This window comes from Synergistaceae bacterium (genome assembly GCA_017540085.1).
In the GTDB taxonomy this organism is placed as follows: domain Bacteria; phylum Synergistota; class Synergistia; order Synergistales; family Aminobacteriaceae; genus JAFUXM01.
Window position 1 is genome coordinate 12,466 of record JAFYBQ010000014.1, and the last position, 18,810, is coordinate 31,275.

16 protein-coding genes are annotated in these 18,810 nt (G+C 50.6%); 10 read left to right on the forward strand and 6 right to left on the reverse strand.

The window, feature by feature from the left end:
* Positions 1-3 precede the first annotated feature (3 nt).
* A complete protein-coding gene (locus IKQ95_02840; protein MBR4195631.1) occupies positions 4-720 on the reverse strand; it encodes a motility protein A in 717 nt (238 codons plus the stop codon).
* 81 nt (positions 721-801) lie between these two features.
* The gene (locus IKQ95_02845; GenBank protein ID MBR4195632.1) at positions 802-1,029 is read right to left on the reverse strand and encodes a flagellar FlbD family protein; all 228 of its coding nucleotides are present in this window, start codon (positions 1,027-1,029) and stop codon (positions 802-804) included.
* A gap of 148 nt (positions 1,030-1,177) precedes the next feature.
* Here IKQ95_02845 and IKQ95_02850 point away from each other — a divergent pair, with 148 nt between their 5' ends.
* The 7 genes from IKQ95_02850 (at position 1,178) to gmd (ending at position 9,869) form a co-directional block, all read left to right on the forward strand.
* Entirely contained in the window at positions 1,178-2,563 is a 1,386-nt protein-coding gene (locus tag IKQ95_02850) for a GAF domain-containing protein (GenBank protein ID MBR4195633.1), read from the forward strand.
* Positions 2,564-2,650: 87 nt separating this feature from the next.
* Positions 2,651-4,498: a 1-deoxy-D-xylulose-5-phosphate synthase gene (locus IKQ95_02855; protein MBR4195634.1), complete on the forward strand. Its 1,848-nt coding sequence runs from the start codon at positions 2,651-2,653 to the stop codon at positions 4,496-4,498.
* A complete protein-coding gene (locus IKQ95_02860) occupies positions 4,473-5,267 on the forward strand; it encodes a TlyA family RNA methyltransferase (GenBank protein MBR4195635.1) in 795 nt (264 codons plus the stop codon). The genes IKQ95_02855 and IKQ95_02860 overlap by 26 nt, the downstream gene beginning before the upstream one ends.
* 6 nt (positions 5,268-5,273) lie before the next feature.
* Positions 5,274-6,596 carry an ankyrin repeat domain-containing protein gene (locus tag IKQ95_02865; protein MBR4195636.1) on the forward strand — a complete coding sequence of 441 codons (1,323 nt, stop codon included), beginning with the start codon at positions 5,274-5,276 and terminating at the stop codon, positions 6,594-6,596.
* A gap of 4 nt (positions 6,597-6,600) precedes the next feature.
* Positions 6,601-7,467 (forward strand): ABC transporter permease, encoded by an 867-nt coding sequence (locus IKQ95_02870; GenBank protein ID MBR4195637.1) that lies wholly within the window; start codon positions 6,601-6,603, stop codon positions 7,465-7,467.
* A gap of 14 nt (positions 7,468-7,481) precedes the next feature.
* The gene (locus IKQ95_02875; protein ID MBR4195638.1) at positions 7,482-8,774 is read left to right on the forward strand and encodes an ATP-binding cassette domain-containing protein; all 1,293 of its coding nucleotides are present in this window, start codon (positions 7,482-7,484) and stop codon (positions 8,772-8,774) included.
* 3 nt (positions 8,775-8,777) lie between these two features.
* Positions 8,778-9,869 (forward strand): GDP-mannose 4,6-dehydratase, encoded by a 1,092-nt coding sequence (gene gmd, locus IKQ95_02880; protein MBR4195639.1) that lies wholly within the window; start codon positions 8,778-8,780, stop codon positions 9,867-9,869.
* A 21-nt stretch (positions 9,870-9,890) separates the two neighbouring features.
* On the opposite strand, the gene IKQ95_02885 is transcribed toward gmd, so the two are convergent.
* The 3 genes from IKQ95_02885 to IKQ95_02895 all read right to left on the reverse strand — a co-directional run bounded on the left by IKQ95_02885 (position 9,891) and on the right by IKQ95_02895 (position 15,645).
* Positions 9,891-12,824, reverse strand: a complete 2,934-nt coding sequence (locus tag IKQ95_02885) for a PD-(D/E)XK nuclease family protein (protein ID MBR4195640.1) — start codon at positions 12,822-12,824, stop codon at positions 9,891-9,893.
* Positions 12,825-12,924: 100 nt separating this feature from the next.
* Positions 12,925-14,187, reverse strand: a complete 1,263-nt coding sequence (locus IKQ95_02890; GenBank protein ID MBR4195641.1) for an FAD-dependent oxidoreductase — start codon at positions 14,185-14,187, stop codon at positions 12,925-12,927.
* A gap of 3 nt (positions 14,188-14,190) precedes the next feature.
* Entirely contained in the window at positions 14,191-15,645 is a 1,455-nt protein-coding gene (locus tag IKQ95_02895; GenBank protein MBR4195642.1) for an anion permease, read from the reverse strand.
* 115 nt (positions 15,646-15,760) lie between these two features.
* On the opposite strand from IKQ95_02895, the gene IKQ95_02900 reads away from it, so the two are divergent.
* Together IKQ95_02900 and IKQ95_02905 are read left to right on the forward strand one after the other, a co-directional pair.
* The gene (locus tag IKQ95_02900; protein MBR4195643.1) at positions 15,761-15,931 is read left to right on the forward strand and encodes a LysR family transcriptional regulator; all 171 of its coding nucleotides are present in this window, start codon (positions 15,761-15,763) and stop codon (positions 15,929-15,931) included.
* Positions 15,898-16,701 (forward strand): LysR family transcriptional regulator substrate-binding protein, encoded by an 804-nt coding sequence (locus tag IKQ95_02905; GenBank protein ID MBR4195644.1) that lies wholly within the window; start codon positions 15,898-15,900, stop codon positions 16,699-16,701. Before IKQ95_02900 ends, IKQ95_02905 begins: the two co-directional genes overlap by 34 nt.
* Before the next feature lies 1 nt (position 16,702).
* On the opposite strand, the gene IKQ95_02910 is transcribed toward IKQ95_02905, so the two are convergent.
* Complete coding sequence (locus IKQ95_02910) at positions 16,703-17,872, reverse strand: hypothetical protein (protein ID MBR4195645.1); 1,170 nt, start codon at positions 17,870-17,872, stop codon at positions 16,703-16,705.
* 405 nt (positions 17,873-18,277) lie between these two features.
* On the opposite strand from IKQ95_02910, the gene hslV reads away from it, so the two are divergent.
* Entirely contained in the window at positions 18,278-18,808 is a 531-nt protein-coding gene (gene hslV, locus IKQ95_02915) for an ATP-dependent protease subunit HslV (GenBank protein ID MBR4195646.1), read from the forward strand.
* The last annotated feature ends 2 nt before the right edge of the window (positions 18,809-18,810 follow it).

The following is an 18,810-nucleotide window of genomic DNA, read 5'->3' on the forward strand; positions in this document are numbered from 1 at the left end:
AGTTTAGCCCTCCTCCTGATTGAAGGCTTCGCGCATTGCGGGAGGAAGATATACTTTCAGTTTCTCTTCAACGATTCGAGGGTTCTCCCCTGCCTGTATCGCTAGTATTCCTTCTACCATCAATTCCATCGATTTGACTTCCTGCGCTGAACGTGCCGCAAGTTTTTTGCTGACGGGAGACCCGAACATGTTAGCCATCATTGAGCCGTACATTGTCGTGATGAGTGCGACCGCCATACCGGGACCGAGCGCGTTAACGTCCGAAAGGTTTCCCAGCATTGCTATAAGTCCGATAAGTGTACCGATCATTCCGAACGAGGGAGCGAACTCCGTCAAGTGGTCAAAAACTGCTTTGTTCGCGCTGTGCCTGTCCTCAAAGTTTCCTATCTCAGTGTCAAGAATCGCCCGCACTAATTCCGGGTCTGTTCCGTCAACAACAAGCTGTATTGCCTTCCTCATGAAGTCGCTCTCAACCTCGGCAATGTCAGCCTCAAGCGATAACAATCCCTCGCGCCGTGCTTTTTCCGCAAAGCTCACAATCATCTGAACCATTCCGACTAAATCAGGCTCATGAAACACAAATACATTCTTCAGGCATCCGGTCATAGCTTTGAGCCTTGCGCCGGGGTTTGAGATTATTGTCGCGCCGATTGCACCTCCGATTGTGATCATCAGTGAGGGAACGTCTATATATGCTCCGATGTTGCCGCCGGAAGCCATTGACGCAATAACTAGTATCCATGTCGCCAAAAATCCGATGAGACTCGTTAAATCCAATGTGTATGCACCTCTGACGCTGTATTATTCTGGTTTGTCTGCTTCGTCCGCAGTGTTTGCTATTATGCAGGTATAGCCCGCCGCTTTCCTGAAGGCTATTATTTTCCTGTACACGTCCTTCACTTTCTCTTTTACCACATAGCGGTGGCCGTTGAGGAGACGCAGTACAGTATCAGGCGTTACATCAATGGTTTCAATCATGTCGGAATTAAGCAGGAATGCCTCGCCGTTCAGACGATGTACTTCAATCATTATATTACAACGCCAGCCCTTCGCTTGAAATTTCTTAATCCGTAATATTATGCCGGGATAATCAGCTTAATATTATACGATTTTGAAGGCAAAAAGCGATAAAATAATCACACGAAAAATTTTCCCGGAGGTGCAATAAAAATTCACCATGCCAGAAAATATTAATGACCTTTACAATCATGTAGACTTTATCATTAACGGCGGGGCAGTGAAGACTCTTGCCGACTATCTCGAAAGCGCGGGCATTAAGGCGGTAATCGCAGAGTCTGGGACTCCAGGTCTCCTGAATGTTACAGGAGCGGCCGGACTCATGCCGTCATCCCTCACAATCAAGGACGAAATCACCGTGCTGTTCGCGAAATCACCCGCAAAAGAATCGTACCAGCTCGAATTTTCCGCAGGCAATGACACATGGCCGGGTGTCATCAGAATCAGGGGGGCATATTGGGAGCTGTATATACTCCTCAAAGACAAACCCGAAAATCCCGACTCCCTCCTCAAAGACCTAAAGCCCTACGCCGGACTCATAATGCTGTGGGAAAACATGCGTAACATTTCCGAGACAGAGAAAAAATTATCCCGTCTGTCGTATATGATCCTTGCCACAAAAAGCACACTCGCGTCAATCTTTGAGCCTATGCCGCTTCAGTATTTCGCCTCGTTCCTTGCTGACGTTCTGCAGGAGAGCCTGTTCCCGAAATCCGTCGCAATCCTCAAAGATGAGGGAAATTATTTGACGGTCTTCAACGGAAAGGCCGACTCCATTCCCGAACGCAGGGGAGTTTACGCGGAACAGATTCTCCCGCCCGCGCCTGTTGTCGTGAAGAGCGACTCGCCCGCTGAAGTTGTCCTGCCTGTCGCTGAAGGTGATTGCAGGCTCTTCTGCCTCATGACGTGGGACAAGCTCCCGGACAAAGAGACGATGAATTTCATTGAGCTGCTTGGGAATCTCGCAGTCCGTGCAATCGCAATCAACAATTTACGCACCCAGTCCCGGCAGGCTGAAGCGTCAATTTCCGCAGGGGAGTTCACGGTTCTTTCACTGTCGAACGTCCTGAAAGTTTTGCGCGGTGCTGAGGACAGGTCAAAATTCTTCTCGCTCCTTGTCGATATATTCATGGAGCAGTGCAGAATGAACAGCTGCATTCTCGCCACTTGGAGCAATTCCCGCAAAGGCTACGCGCTCTCGGAGCAGAGACGGGGACACATCAAAGCCGAGGCTGAGACAACATTACTCCCGTCCCCTGAAGGCCCGGTGAAGTCCGCCAATGTCGGAGAAGCATATTATGATCTCGGAGCGATGAGTCCTGACTCCGTGTTCAGGTCATGGGGGCTTGCGGGGTGTCCGTGGAAAAACGCCCTCAAAGAGTCGTCAGCAAAATACATTTTCCCCGTCTGCGATGACAATTCGCTTGTAGGAATAATCGCGCTCGGTTCGGGGACTGAAGGAAGGAATGCGCTTGACCGTTCGCAGCTGGCTTCCCTGCAATTAATCGCACAGTTTGCGGCGTATGAGTTCAGGCGGTTCGCATAAAGAGGAATTACCCCCCTCCGTAAACGGTGTCCCCCCTAAGTTAGGGGAGAGGGAGCAAGGCGGAAGAGGGGTAAACATAAAAGTGATATGAATTTTCTGCGACAAGGATTCACACATAAAGACCTGCTGAATATCGATGATGACAAACTGCCCCTGCTGGCTGACGATGTGAGGTCGGTTGTTGTTGACACAGTGAGGAAAAACGGCGGGCATTTAGGCTCATCACTCGGAGTCGTTGAGCTGACAATAGCAATGCTGAAAGTTTTTGACCCACTCAATGACCGCATAATTTTTGATGTCGGCCATCAGTCCTACCCGTACAAGATTCTCACAGACAGGTTTGACCGCTTTCACACTCTCCGAATGAAGGACGGAATATCAGGTTTCCCCCGCCGGAATGAGTCGCCCTATGACCATTTCAACACGGGACACTCAAGCACATCAATTTCTGCGGCACTGGGTTACGCAAAGGCGCGGGACTTGCTTCACGAGGACAGGAATATTATTGCCTTCATCGGGGACGCTTCATTGATTAACGGGCTTGCGTTCGAGGCACTGAATTACGTCCGCGAGACAAACACCCGCCTGATTATCATCCTCAACGACAACAGGCACTCAATCAGCAACAGGGTCGGGGGATTCTCTACGGTTCTTGCGGAGCTGTCAGCCAACACGATATACAGGAGGGCAAAAAACTTTTTCCGGCGGCATTTTGGAGGCAACAGCAGACAGCCTTACGCGGGGAACACGAATCTTTTAGCCCGCGCAAGAAATTTCTTCAAGGCATTCACCAGGCCGATAAACATTTTCGACAAGCTCGGAATAAAGTACTGGGGGCCTTTCGACGGCCACGACATGAAGACCGCTATCCGTATGATGACGCTGGCCAAGAATTACTACAGGCCGGTGATACTTCACTTCAACACCGTGAAAGGCAAAGGACTCCCGGAAGCAGAGTCAGACCCGACAAAGTATCATCAGCTTTCACCCGCAGGGACTCCGAAATTTCGAACATGGAGCGAGGCGGCCTCAGAGATTGCCGAAGAGTTAGCCATGAACGATGACAGAATAGTCTGCTTCACGGCGGCCATGATGACGGGGGTGAAGCTGGAGAAATTCTCGCGGGCATTTCCGGGACGGTTCTTTGATGTCGGAATCGCCGAGTCTCACATGCTCACGATGGCGGCAGGGCTTGCGGCGGGAGGTATGCGCCCGTGGGTGTTCATATACTCGACATTCTTGCAGAGGGCTACGGATCAGCTAATGCACGACATTGCGCTTCAGAATCTTCCTGTTGTGATTATGGTTGACCGCGCCGGGCTGTCAGGCTCAGACGGCGACACACATCAGGGAATGCTCGATATTCCGTGGGGCAGGCCGGTTCCGAACCTCGAAATTTACGCCCCCTGCGATGAAGACTCCCTCCGTGAATGTATGCTCATTGCCTCAAAACGTAACGGCCCGACATTGATACGTTACCCCCGCGGGAAAATCCCGGACGGAAAAATCACAGTCAGCACAGAAAATGGAATCGCAAAAATTTCTGACGGTCATAACTGGGCACTGTTCGGGAACGGCGCAGGCGTGAATATCATGCTTGACGTTCGTGAAACGGCGCGGCGTGAAGGCGTTGACGTTCCTGCGGTGTATGACGTTCGGAGGGTCAAGCCGATTGACGCGGAGGAATTGCGCGGGATTCTGGGACGGTACAAAGTTGCAGCGGTGATTGAGGATAACTACATGGCCGGGGGATTCGGCGAGGCTTTCGGGGCATTAATCGCGGAGAAGGGACTCGGCGTGAAATTATTGCGTTTCGGAGTGCCTGATGTCTGCGTGAAACATGCAACACAGGAGGAACAGCGCGAGCTTTACGGAATGACCGCCCGGAATATCATTGACACGTACAGGAATGAAGGACAAACAGAGACTCGATAAATTACTGCCTGAGCTGGGACTCGCTGAAACACGCGCAAAGGCTCAGGCTCTTATTATGGCCGGAAAAGTCCGGGTGAACGATCAGACCGTAACAAAAGCCGGAGCTATGTATGAGCGCGGGATAAATATCACGGTTGACGATGTGCCGAAATGGGCGGGGCGTGGTGCGCTGAAATTATTGCGGGCGTTCGAGGTTTTCGGGCTTGACGTCGCCGGGAAGGTCTGCGCTGATTTCGGAGCGTCAACAGGAGGATTCACGGACGTATTATTGTCGAACGGTGCGCGGAAAGTCTACGCGGTTGATGTCGGTTACGGCCAATTGATATGGAGGCTTGCGAGTGATTCGCGTGTTGTCGTAATGGACAGGACTAACGCAAGGTATTTGACCCGTGAAAATTTCCCTGAGACGATAATTTTTGCGGGGTGTGATGTCTCGTTCATATCGCTGAAACTGATTCTCCCGGTGCTTGATGATGTGGCTGACTCTGAAGCCGTCGTGTTAATCAAACCTCAATTTGAGGCCGGAAGGGACAGAATTTCGCGGGGGGTAGTCCGGGACAAGTCGATTCATGCAGAAGTTATTGACGAAATATTGAGCTTCATACGGGAAAAAACGCGGTTCAAAGTTGCCGGGCTTACGTATTCGCCTGTAAGAGGGCAGGAAGGGAACATAGAATTTTTGTGCCATATTACGCACGGCGGAGAGGATAAAAAGTTTGCCGTTAATGATATAGTTGACGAGGCGCACGAAAAAACGGGGAGTGATTAACGTTACATGAGGCAGAAAGAATTTCTTGAGCTTTGCGCGAATGGCAGACGTGAAGAGATAGAGTCAGCAATAAAATCCGGGATTGACGTAAACAGGAAGGCATATATATACGGGGCGAAAGTGCCGCCGATTTTTGTCGCAGTAATGGAGGAAAACGCCGAGGCCGTAAAACTGCTGCTTGAATATGGAGCGCGCTCCGGGGACGGTTTCACGGCTGCTGTGGTAAAGGGGAAAAAGAAGCTGCTGAAGCTCCTTGTTGACAGCGGCGGGGACATCAGCCAGGACGACTCGAACGGACATAATCCCCTGTTCCTTGCGGTAGTCTCGAACAAAGCAAAGGTAGTGCGGTGGCTCATTGAGCTTGGCGCGGATGTCAACAAACGGAATGAAGCGGGCTATAACGTTCTGACATACACTGTGCTTGCTCAGATGAAAGAAATGCGCGAGGACAGGAAGCAGTTTGACCCCGAAATAATACGCGCCCTCATGAAAGCCGGGGCAGATTATGACGAGGCTATGATTATCGCGGTGAAATCGGGAAATATTCCCTTCATCGATATTATTCTTGACTGCGGAGCGGACATCAACAGGCCGTGCGATTTTGAGGACGAGCAGACTCCCTTAGCGGCGGCCATGTTCACGGGAGAGAAGCCAATAGACGCTGAGATGGTGAAATTTCTTGCTGACAGGGGCGCATACCTCGATGAAATTTTCGAGTTAAGCCCGGAAGTTATGACTAACGCCCTGAACGTTTCAATCACAGCGAATCGGCCGGACATCGCAGAAATTCTCCTTTCACACGGAGCTGACCCGAATTTTCAGGATCCTACCGGGCGCACCTCGCTGGTATATGCCGTAGTTACGGATGAAGACATTGTGCGGTTACTGCTTGAGTACGGAGCTGACCCGAATATAGCGGACAAAAACAGCCGCACTCCCCTAATGCTGGCGGCTCTTGATGTCGGCACTGAGCCGGGAATAATGGAGTTGCTGATACAGCACGGGGCAGACATAAACGCGCAGGACGAGGACGGAATGACGGCACTTTTGTGGGTTGTCGCGGGCAAGGACAGGAGTCCCGGCCTCACAATGTCATCACTGATTCGGACAGGGGGCTTCATGGCTGAGGGGTGGCAGTCATGGTTCAGGCTTCTTGTGGTTTACACGGCGTTGAAGCGCGAGGCACAGCTCGACAGCATTCGGCTTCTTGTGAATCACGGTGCTGATGTCTATATGCCTGACAGCAAGGGGATAAACGCATTGATGTGCGCGATGATGAATTTCGATGACGAGGCAGCAGAAATTATGACAAACAATAAGGATGAATAATATTTTGTTTCTGCAATGGTTAAAACGCTGGATAAAGCCGGCCAAGCTGGGACAGTTCGACATGATAATAGAGCCGAACAAAACGACAGCAGATTTCATTTACGAGCTTGTGAAGTTCCGCGAGCTTTTTGTGTTCATGGCACTGCGCGACATTCTTGTGAGGTACAAGCAGACTGTCATAGGCGTTGCGTGGAGCGTTATACGTCCGCTTCTCAGCATGGTGATATTCACCGTGATATTCGGGCGTGTGGCAAAACTTCCCAGCGAGGGAGTCCCGTATCCGATAATGGTATTCTCGGCTCTGCTTCCGTGGCAGTATTTCGCAAACTCAATATCAAGCAGCTCCGAGTCATTCCTGAGAGCGTCAACAATGATAAGCAAGATATATTTCCCGCGCATAATTCTTCCCACGTCAGCCGTGTTAGTGAGTGCGGTTGATTTCGTAATATCGTTCGTGCTTCTGTGTATATTGATGCTGGTGTACAGGTTCATGCCGTCGCCAATGATATTTTTGCTTCCCGTGTTCTTTATCCCCGCAACGACAACGGCACTGGGCATAGGCTATTTCTTCTCCGCTGTGGGAGTGAGATACCGCGATTTCCGGCACATTATGCCCTTCATTGTGCAGTTCGGGCTTTATGTTTCGCCTGTAGGATTCTCAAGCTCCGTAATCCCGGACAGATGGCGGCTTCTTTACAGCCTGAATCCTATGGTAGGAGTCATTGACGGCTTCAGATGGTGCATACAGGGCACGGCCTCTTCTCTGTACCTTCCCGGCTTCATAATATCGCTGATAAGCTCAACGCTCATTTTCTGGTACGGCCTAAAATATTTCAGGAAGACTGAGCGGACATTTGCCGACTACATTTAGAGGGGGCATGAGAAATGTTAGCACTGAAAATTGAAGACCTGGGAAAACGCTATGTGATAGCCCACAGGGGAAATAATCGGCTTTATGATGTTCTTGCGGATTATACAGCGAGGCTTGCGCGCAGGGTCAGGCATCCTTTTGCGCCGAGGTCAAAGCCGAAAGGAGTCGAAGATTTCTGGGCGTTGCGGAACATAACATTTGACGTTGAGCAGGGCGAGCGAATCGGAATCATCGGCCATAACGGTGCGGGAAAGTCAACACTTCTGAAGCTCCTAAGCCGCATAACAGATCCCACAGAAGGCAGGATTTCCATCAAAGGAAGAGCGTCAAGCCTGCTTGAAGTCGGTACGGGATTTCACCCGGATTTGTCAGGCCGCGAAAATATTTACATGAACGCCGCGATTCTGGGAATGAAAGTACACGAGATACGCCGCAATTTTGACGCTATCGTTAATTTTGCCGGGGTCGAGAAATTTCTTGACACGCCCGTGAAACGCTATTCGTCCGGGATGTATGTCCGTCTTGCGTTCGCGATTGCCGCTCATCTCAATTCCGAAATACTGATTGTTGATGAGGTTCTTGCTGTCGGTGATATGAACTTCCAGAAAAAATGTCTCGGAAAAATGGACGAGATTAGCCGCGGGGAAGGGCGCACCGTTCTTTTCGTCAGCCACAATATGGGAGCTATCATGCAGCTTTGCAACAGGATAATATGCCTCGACAGCGGCAGGATGATTCTTGATACGCCTGACGTAAATGAAGGTGTCGAGAAATATATGGATATGTCCCATCTTCAGACGACAGATGCGGAATGGAACAATCCCGGCGGGAAATTCGATAACGATTACTTCACGCCGCTTAGATTCGGAGTGTATAACGCTCAGGGGGAAATCAATCTTTCGTCAGTCAGACGCAATGATGAGCTGTATGTTGAAATTGAAGGCATAGTGAAGAAACCCGAAAAGGGACTCGGAGTCGGATACTCGCTTTACTCGCAGGAAGGAATATTGTTATACAGGACGTACCAAGCTGATCAGGACGACACGCCCGGAGCACTTCCGATTCTTGAAGGCCGCGTAGTTCTGCGGGGAAGGCTTCCGCTTGAGGTGCTTAACATGGGTCAGTTCAGGCTTGATTTGTCGGTTACCATGAATAATGTGAGCTGGATTGTTGTCCCTAACGTGAGGGGTAACCCGTCTGTGTCATTCACGATTGAGCCTCACCTCGACAGCTCATCGCCATACAGGACAATAAAGAAGCCCGGCCCTATGATGATAAACAGCAATTGGATCCTCAAAGGAGAGTAGCGCATGAAGAAAGCATTAATCACAGGAGTTACGGGGCAGGACGGTGCATATTTGACGGCGTTCCTGCTGAAGAAGGGCTACGAGGTTCACGGCCTGAAGCGGAGAAGCTCAATCTTCAACACAATGAGGATTGACGAGTTCTATAAGGACTTGCACGAGGAGGGGCATAAATTTTTCCTGCATTACGGCGACCTTACCGACTCCAGCAACTTAATACGAATGGTGCAGGAGATTCAGCCCGATGAAATATACAACCTTGCGGCGCAGAGCCATGTAAAAGTCTCGTTCGAGGAGCCTGAATACACCGCCGACTCTGACGGACTCGGAACACTCAGACTACTTGAGGCCATAAGAATACTGGGGCTTGAGTCCCGCACGAAATTTTACCAGGCATCAACGAGCGAATTATTCGGGAAAGTCCAAGAGACTCCGCAGAAAGAGTCAACGCCCTTTTACCCCCGAAGTCCATACGCCGCTGCGAAATTATATGCTTACTGGATAACGGTAAATTACCGTGAAGCCTATAACATTTTCGCCTGCAACGGAATACTCTTCAACCATGAGTCAGAATTACGCGGGGAAACTTTCGTAACGCGCAAAATCACAAGAGCCGCCGCCCGAATCGCGCTGGGTCTTCAGGAGAAAACATATCTCGGCAATCTCAACGCAAGACGCGACTGGGGATACTCTGAAGACTACGTGCGGGCTATGTGGATGATACTTCAACAGGAAAAGCCCGACGATTTTGTGATTGCCACAGGTGAAACGCATTCGGTGAGGGAGTTTGCGACTCTGGCATTCCACGAGGCCGGAATAAATATCGAATGGCATGGAGAAGGCATCGGCGAGAAAGGAATAGACACAGCGACAGGAAGGACAGTTGTTGAGGTTGACTCGCGTTATTTCCGCCCGACTGAAGTAGATTTGCTGCTGGGAGACCCGTCAAAGGCCGAGCGCGTTTTAGGGTGGAAAAGAAAAGTAACATTCCCGGAATTAGTCAAACGCATGGTGAAATATGACATGGAGCTTTTCAGGAAGGATATATTAATCCGGGACGCAGGCTATAAGGTAACAAGCGCGATTGAAGAAGTTTAGCGTAAAAACCGGGGGGCCGGGCTAATTCCCGGTGTCCCCGCCATTTTCATTGTCGTCATCATTCACGGCTTCCCCGCGAAATTCTCCCTTACGGCAAATGCTCTTTATGTGGCAGTAACGGCACCTGCCCGAATCATAATCAGGCAGAAATTTCCCAGTCTCAAGAATCCTCACGGCACACTCCGCGGCGTATTTGCCCTCGTCATTTCTCCCGGCAATGTCAGAATCAAGCGTGATATTTTTCCCGTCATTGTTCAGCTGCGAGAACGGCGCGAAAATTCCCCGTACAGAATCCGTGAACGTTCCCCAGATTCGCCCGTCCTCATGGCCGAGAATGTATACACCCGCGACATCACAGCCGTATTTCTCCCGGAACATGGCCGAGTAAAGCGACAACTGTAGCCCCCGCTCGAACTTGTCGCGCTTTGTGTCAGTGTTCCATGACTTTCCCGCAATATTCTTCATGCCCTCGTCATAGCTTTTTGCCGACATTCTGCCCTCTTTGTAGTCTGCGATAAATGCGGCTTTCGCTCCGTCATTCCCGCGCAAAATCTCTATCCTGTCGCACTGCCCGAAAAATTTTACCCCGCTCAATTCATACTCTAACCGCGCTTCATCCTCAAGCAGTATAGATTCATGGGTGTAATTTTCGTGAAGGGAGTCGAGAATTACGGCTTGGACTCCCGCGAGCCTGTTTGCACGGAATCTCAGCCCCTCACGCTTTCGGGCAAGGCGCGAATCCCTCAGAAGGTGCGAAAACTCAGCGTAAGTATCATCTGCGGACTCTAATTTCTCCCATTCTGATTTTGCGGCTGACATGAATTTTTCACCGGGGGCAGCCATGTCCTGACGGTATATCGTCCACACTGACTCCCAGTATTTATGGAGAAGGTTACCCCATTGGGACGGCGGGACTAACTCCGAGTCGGGCTGGTAGAGTCTCGCGGAATGATGCTGATACCACAAGAACGGACACTCTAACAGCTCCTGTATATCACTCGCGCCGACTGATTCAGCCTTTGCCCTTACGCACGGAGTCTTACGGGAAATTTTTCCCCCCGCGTCAATTTCCGGGAACGTGAAGCCGTCTGACCCAAGCAATATATTTATCCCCTCGGATTTCTGCGGTACTTTCTTCCATCCGGGCATGTCGTTAAGGAATTTCGGCATAAACGGCGACTCAGATACCGGCCTTCCCTCGTCATCAAGAAGCGGGCGCGTAATAATCGTTAGAGTCTCCCCTGTCATGATTAATCGCCGGAATAATGCCTCGCGCTGTTCTGCCTTCTCCTTTGTGCGCGGGAGAAATGCTCCGTTTTCGTTGAGCTTTGAGCGTTCCTCGTTGCCTAAAAGCGGGGAGGCTTTCTCGTTCGGAGACCATGATTTTTGTGTTACGCCTGACATTATCCACACGGGGAATGACTCTAGGACAGGAGGATTCCCGGAGAATACAGCGACCGAGTCCGACAACTGAATCGGGGCGCGTATGTGGGAGTTCCTGCACCAGTCCTCAAGAAATGTATACGCTTTCTCGTCCTCTAACTTGTCATCTTTCGCGCTGCCCAAGTCCGGCAATAATTCATGAAGTGCCGTAACTTTCTCGCTGACCGTCTCAATTGCGCTGGCCGTGAATCTCAATGACTCGTCAAGCTCCGGGAACGGCGAAATATTGTCCCTGCGGTTAAGCCAGATTCCCGGCGTGTGAAGGAAGCTGTCAAAAGCCTCCATGATTTTCCGGGGAGTATGCCTGCCGTTAAGGACACTGCAGAAAGTTTTGACCGCCTCGACTGCTACAAGTGCCGTGCGGAATACATCGGGTGATTTCTCGTCAGGGTCATTGATTCGCTCCGTGAGATATTCCGCCCAGTTATCGAGACCCGAACGCCCCGCCCTGTATGCCCTCATCACGGGGAAGCTAGTCCCGGCGAAACATGGCTGTGTCAGCATTATGGCAGTGTCATACGCCGGAAAGTTACGGGTGCTGAGATAGCGCAATGACGAGACAACGCGCCCGGGCAAAGTCTCATTTATCGTAACGCCGTCCCTAAAGTTATACGGGACTCCGTAGCGCGTGAATGCCTCCGCGAAAGATTCCCCGCGCCCCTCGTCAATCATGAGTCCGATTTTGCCGAATCCCGGAAAATTCCCGGCCATGTCCCATTTCCCCGAATGCCAAAGCGAAAGAGTCCGGGCGATAATTTCGGGTTCGAGTCCGGGTTCTGCTGACGGAATTTCGATTATCCGGCCTGCTGACGGGGGAGCCTTCACAGTTTCGCCGAGCTGAATACCTGCGTCATGAAATCCGCACATGTTGGCTTCAGGCTTCAGGACTCGAACGTCATAGCACCTGTCGCACACTGCCTGAACGAGTCCCAACTGCGAATGATTGAACGACAAGAAGCCCGCGAAAATCAACACTAGTCCTTTTCCCCAGTCCTGATTTGCGATTATGGCTTTATGCGCCTCGGAGTAGACCTGCGCGCTGTCTAACAGTCTGTAATCCTCAAGATATTTCAGGTAGTCGCGGTAAATTTCAGGGAGGAGAAATTCTGCGGGGTTATCACTTTCCGGGACTAATGGAAGGCTATCGGGACTCACTCCTTCATTCAGCAATTCACGTATATCACTCGACAGCACTGACAGAAAGCCGGAACGCTCGACTCCGGGCAATGCCTCTATTTTGTCGGGATGATTCGCGGTTGCGTCATCAAGAATCCTGCGGAGTATCAATAAATGGTCAGGCGGTGAAATTGTGCGCCTGCGTTTTTCGGGAATGATAATATCCTCGTATATATCCTGCCACGTCCAAATATTTTTGTCGTCATGGCCGGGGATTAGGCGTTTGTCTTTTCGGGAAGGGACAACAAATTTCAGAGTGCGCCCGGAAAATTCCCGCTTAGTGTCATAAATTATGCGGTCAAAATCATGGCCGTTGTTGTAGGAAAGAGTCAGCATGATGATACCTGCCTTTGCGATTCTGGAATGCGGTAATTATATCAGCGCACAAAAAAAGCACCCCCCGAATGCTTCCCGGAGAGTGCCGGAAAGTTTCAGCCTATATCAGCGCACCCTGCCTGACTAATTCCCGCCTGACTGACTCGGCATTAACGCTCCCTGTTTCACCCTGCAACGCCGCCGCGACTCCCGCCGCATGTCCCGTAGCGAAACACGTACCCATTACACGGGAAGCCGCCATAGCCTGAGAGTCCGCGCATATCATACGCCCCGCGCCGTAAAGATTCTCGATGTCAACGCTCTGAATGCACCCAAGCGGAATGTCATAGTAGCTTGCCCCCGGGACATCGAGATACGTTGCGGCCTCGTTGAGTGAGGAATGTATTTCGGGCTTCCATCCTCCGCGGGCGATTCCGTCAGGGGATTTTCTGCGGTTGAGTACGTCATCTGCGGTGAGCATGTATTTCCCCGCAAGCCTGCGAGTTTCCCTGAAGCCGATTGACGGCCCAATCATAGTAAGCTCGGCATTCTCCATCCCAGGCATGAAACGCTTGAACGCCTCAAGATAATACAGAGCCTGAGAGCGCGTAAACTTCTCCATTCTCGTCAATTCCTCAGCGTTAAGCCCTTCAGGTATCACGCTCGGCAATAACACTATTACTTCCTGTGAGCCTGTAATCTTGAGGATAAATCCGCGCTCCCTCGTGAGGTTCGGAATGCCTGCGTCCTTTCCTGCCTTCACTGCGCGTTCAACAGCCGCCGGAGTCATGTCTTTTGTGATGTCGACTCCGCAGAGCCTGAACGGTAGAGTCGCCGCCATTACCTGCCCGCGTTCGTCGCCCCAGAGAGTTTTAGCCCCGGCCATGTGAGCGAGGTTTGCGTCCCCGGTTGCGTCAACAAAAGTTTTTGCGTTTACTGTGAAGCGCAACTCGTCATCCTGGCATGTTACGGACTCAATCACATTCCCCGCCCGCTTAACGCCGATAATATTTGTGTGGAGGAAATATTTTGCGTTGTTCCTGTCCATCAGGTTATCTAGGGCTACTTTCATGTATTCGGGCTTGAAATTGATGTTTTTGTTGCCCGCGGCGGAAATTATTGTTTCGGTTGACGTTGGTGAAAGCCTCTGCATTTCCTCAAGCACCGACTCGCAGACTCCCGCAACGCATTTCACCGGGTTGTCCCCGCAGGTGTAGACCGCGCACAAAGCACCGACTCCCGCGTTCGTACCCTCTCCGCCGAGATACGCGCTCCGCTCGATGAGTAGGACATTTGCCCCGGCCTGCGATGCTCCGATTGCCGCAGAGACTCCCGAAGTCCCCCCGCCCGCTATGAGTACGTCAGCAAAATATTCTGTCTGCATGGCCTAAATCATCCCTATAATCATTTCGCCGAGAGGATAGCCCACGAACGTAAGCACAAGAATCGCCATCACCGCGAAAAATCCGCCCCATATGAACATGTCTTTTGCAGTCGTCCAGCCTGAGCCTATCGCAACAGTGTTGATTGTGGACTGACCTGCCGGAGTCATGTTGCAGACCGCCGCCGAGAATCCTACCATCATCAGCACAGCTCCTACGCTCACGCTTCCTGCGGGCATTGCCGTTAATACTGAGAGTGCCACCGCGCTGACTACTGTTGTTGTTACTATGTTGGACGAGAAATTTGTCTCAAGTATTGCCCACGTCATGAAGAAGAGTATCATTGCGGTTAATGACATGTTAGCGGTGAGAGGCTGAAGAGTCGCCGTGAGCCATTCGGAGATTCCCACGTCCTTGTTTGTGAGACATGCGCCCAGCCAGGTAGCCGCGCCCGTCATTAGGATAGACCCCCATAATATTCCCTTTGATGTTACTTCCCGGAAATTCATTATGCGCTCGCCTTTGTCTTTGAGAATGTAGAGTATTATGCAGCCTAAAAGCGGAGGCATTGCGGTTGTGTAGCTGTTGATTGTCTTGTAGAGGTCGGGGAATGCACCGCGTATAAGGCTCGGCCCTACCCACAAAAGAACAACGAGTCCCATTGTCGACAGAATGATTTTCTCGCGCCTGTCAGCAGGAGGAACAGTCCCGCGCAGAGCCATAGCCTTTGACGGGTCAATGTCGTGAATATCGTCCGGCCTGTAGAAGAGTCTGAACACGAGAATCAGCAGCACAATCAGCAAAATTCCTGTAGGGATTCCGAACGCCATAAACTGAAATTGATTTATGTCATGTCCTGTTGCCGCCGCGTAATATCCGATTGCCATTGTCGGCCACACATGCCCGATTGCCGTCATGCCCGATGACAGACTGATGCATATTGCCGTACCCATCATAATCATGTTGCCGGTCTTGCCGCCCTTTTTGACCTCAAGCACCGAGAATATATCCTCAAGAAACGGCATGAACGCCACGAAAAGCACAGACGGAGAAATGAACAGTCCCATGAACGTAACCGCCGCAAAAAGGAAGCAGACGAAATGCCACGCTCCCCGCCTCGCCACGGCGTTTGTGATAAATGCGATCGTGCAGCGTCTGACGAAATTAGTTTTTGACAGGGGATATACCAGCGCGAATGTGAAAAGCAAGAATGCAACCGTCGAATTTCCGAACGCCCCCGCAAAAGTTTTCCCGAACCCGAAAACAGGAAGGAATCCCAGCGCAAGAAGCGTAATCATGCTCGGCCAGTCAATAGAAATCGTGATCCACATCAGCAATGACCCGAAGAAGACTCCCAGTACAGCCCAGGCATTTGGAGTCAGCCCGCAAAATTCCGGCATGAAACGAGAGCCGATAATCAGCGCAAGCGAAAGAACGAGGAAAAAATTATCCTTCTTCAATTTGTGATTCTCCTTTTGTGTTATTTGGGATAAGTGAATTGTATAATGATTGTGCCATAAATGGAAATACCAGATATTTCACAAGTCCATAAAATTTTTGCGGGGAGTGAGATTAATGCAGATGTCTCACCTGAGATATTTTGCCGAAATAGCCCGCGTGAAAAATATGACTCTCGCCGCAAAGAATCTCCATGTCTCTCAGCCGTCGCTTACATACGCGGTAAGAGTTCTCGAAATGAGCTTGGAGTCCCGTTGCTTTTCCGTCATCCTCACTCAATATCGCTGACAGAGGCGGGCGAAACTTTCGCGGCTCAGGCAGAACGCATAACAGCTTCAGCCGATAATCTCGCGGGAATGATGAAGGGATATGCCGGTCTCACTGCGGGAAATTTGCGGCTTGGTGTGCTGTGGATAGGGGGATATATGGAGATATTCACCCTGCTGAATGAGTTTCGCGGAATTTTGCCGGGAGTAACATATGAGCTTTCGTTTGACGGGAGCGACATACTGATTGACAGCCTGAAAAGAAGATGCCTTCACGGAATTTTTGTTGTGAGTTCGCCAGCGTATCTTGAGAATGAGAAAGATTTTCACAGCGTCAGAATAAGCGCGGAGGAATACAAGCTCATAATCCCGAAAAGTAATCCCCTGTCGCAGAAATCAGCCGTAAGCATACGTGATTTAGGGCGTGAGACAATAATAATGCCGTCAGAGAAGACTCTGTTATACCGTCAGTTGAGCGTGATGTTTCAGGCTGAAGGTGTGAGTCCGCGTGTGCTTTGCTCAACGAGTCAGAGCGACATAGCCGGGCAGTTAGCCGGGGCGGGATTAGGGATAGCGTTTGCGTCATCGACAGTTGCGGGGAAAATTTGCGGGGAAAATTGCAGGGTGATAGATTTCGGGGAGGGAGCGAAAATTCACAGGATAATATATTTTTTGATGCCGCGTGAATTTCTTGATTACCCGCTGACAAGGGCATTTTTTGAGTTTGCGGAGAAAAAATTTTCCGGCCATGAAGAAAAATTAGAGCCTCACGATTTCCGCAAGGCTCAGTAATTTATTCCCTAGTCAGGACAATCTCATACCATCCGTCAGAAGGCACTGTATATTTCCACCGTATAGATGTCTCACTCTCAAGCGTAATAGTCTGTTCCTGATATGAAGTTCCATTGCTGACGATGAGCCTGTATGTGCCGCTGCCGATATAGCTGAAGGCTTTACCGCCCGTGAAAGTGAAGTCGGCCTGCCTTCCCGGAGATTCTGCGACTGAGTATGAGATTCTGACCGCGCCCCCGCCTTTCGCGCCGCTGTTGATGACGTTATCGCCCGTGAGTGTCAGCGAGAATAACCCGGCGTAATCCCCGTAATATGTCGCAAAATCATTCTGCGTTACGCTGAGGCCGATTGCGCTGTCGGTTACTTTGGGCGTGTAGGTGAGGTGAGAGACATAGACTCTTCCTGAGACGGTCTGTGATGTGAGTCCGCTGCCTGAAGTGATTTTCCATGAGCCGGAAATTTGCGGGGGGAAGTCGGATTGTGTGTTAGTGTTGGTGTTTGTGTTGGGAGTCGGTGATGTGTTAGTGTTCGTGTTAGGGGCGGTGTTGTTGGTGTAGTCATCAGGGTTATAGCTGCTTCCTGCTCTCTTTAGGACGATTTCATAGTGATATGCGCCGAATGAAAGCCCAACGTCAATATTATCATTGTCTTCTGCCTGCTCAATCCATCGCATTGTATTTTCGTCTTCAAGTTTCATGACAAACTCGCCGTTCATGAGATTGTCATTCGCGCCGTTGCCGTCAAAATCATCTCCCGCGCCCATTCGGTAAACGCCGCCGCCCTCGTAGGTGAATGCCCCTGTCGTAAACATTATTTCCTGCTCGTAGCCGCTACTGTCGTCCGTGAAAAAAACCGCAACCGCAACGCCCATAGCTACGTTTTTGCCTTTAAGTCTCGGAATGTGATAATTTCCTGTCTGTGTCATCTCAATTTCGACCGACTCATTTTTCCCGGCGTATGTCAAGGCCTGTCTTCCCGATGACCTGTCGCGTGATATTACCGCATAGCCCGATACAATCTCCCACGTTCCATTGATTTCCGCAGACTGCCCGCCGTTATTGCCCGCAGAATTTCCGCCTCCGCCGCTCCCGCCTCCGCAGCCGCCCGAAATGAACGCAAGAAACAGTATCAACAGAAGAATTTTGCACAGTCCATTTTTCCTCAAGCGCATAAAATCCACACTCCCCGCCGAAAAATTTTCATCACAAATTAATATTGCACGACCATACTTAACCCCCCTTCACTATGTTATAATGAACACAAGCAGGAAGGCGGCAAATTATAGCCGTGCTAAAGTACTGTAATCCTAATCCTACAGACAGTATTTTAGCATAAGCCTTCCGATTTTTATATCTTCACGCCGTCCGCACAGCTTCACCGCAATTTTCACACATTCCCGAAAAACGCCCGCGCAAAAAATATATACCTCGTCCGCCTAAGTTGCCGACAGAGAGTCAAACCTAAGAATAATACGCATAAATTTTTCATTTAACCTGTATATTCACAAAATAAATACAAATGAGATAATATGCGGTCAGCACTCCCAATAAAAATTTCACGGAAGGAATGATATACCCTGTTCAACGGCACAACAATAGTATGCGTGAGACGAGGAAACAGAGTCGCAATGGCGGGAGACGGACAAGTAACTCTAGGCTCACAGGTCATAAAGTCAGGAGCGAGGAAGGTCAGAAAACTTCTTGACGGAAAAATTCTGACCGGGTTCGCGGGTTCAACGGCTGACGCTATGACTCTGCTTGAGAAGTTCGAGGACTGCTTAGAGCAGGAGAAAGGCGACCTCATGCGCGGGGCTGTGAAGCTCGTCAAAGAATGGCGGCTCGACAAAGCATTACGCAGACTCGAAGCTATGATGCTTGCGGCGAACACTGAGACAACGTTACTCCTCAGCGGAGCTGGCGATGTCTTAGAGCCTGAAGGGGACGCGGCTTCTATCGGCTCCGGCTCAGGATATGCGCTTGCGGCGGCTCGTGCGCTTTGCGAGTCAACCGACAAAAGCCCGGAGGAAATCGCACGGCGTTCAATCGAGCTTGCGTCAGAAATCTGCATTTACACGAACAATCATATAATAGTCGAGGTACTAGAATAACA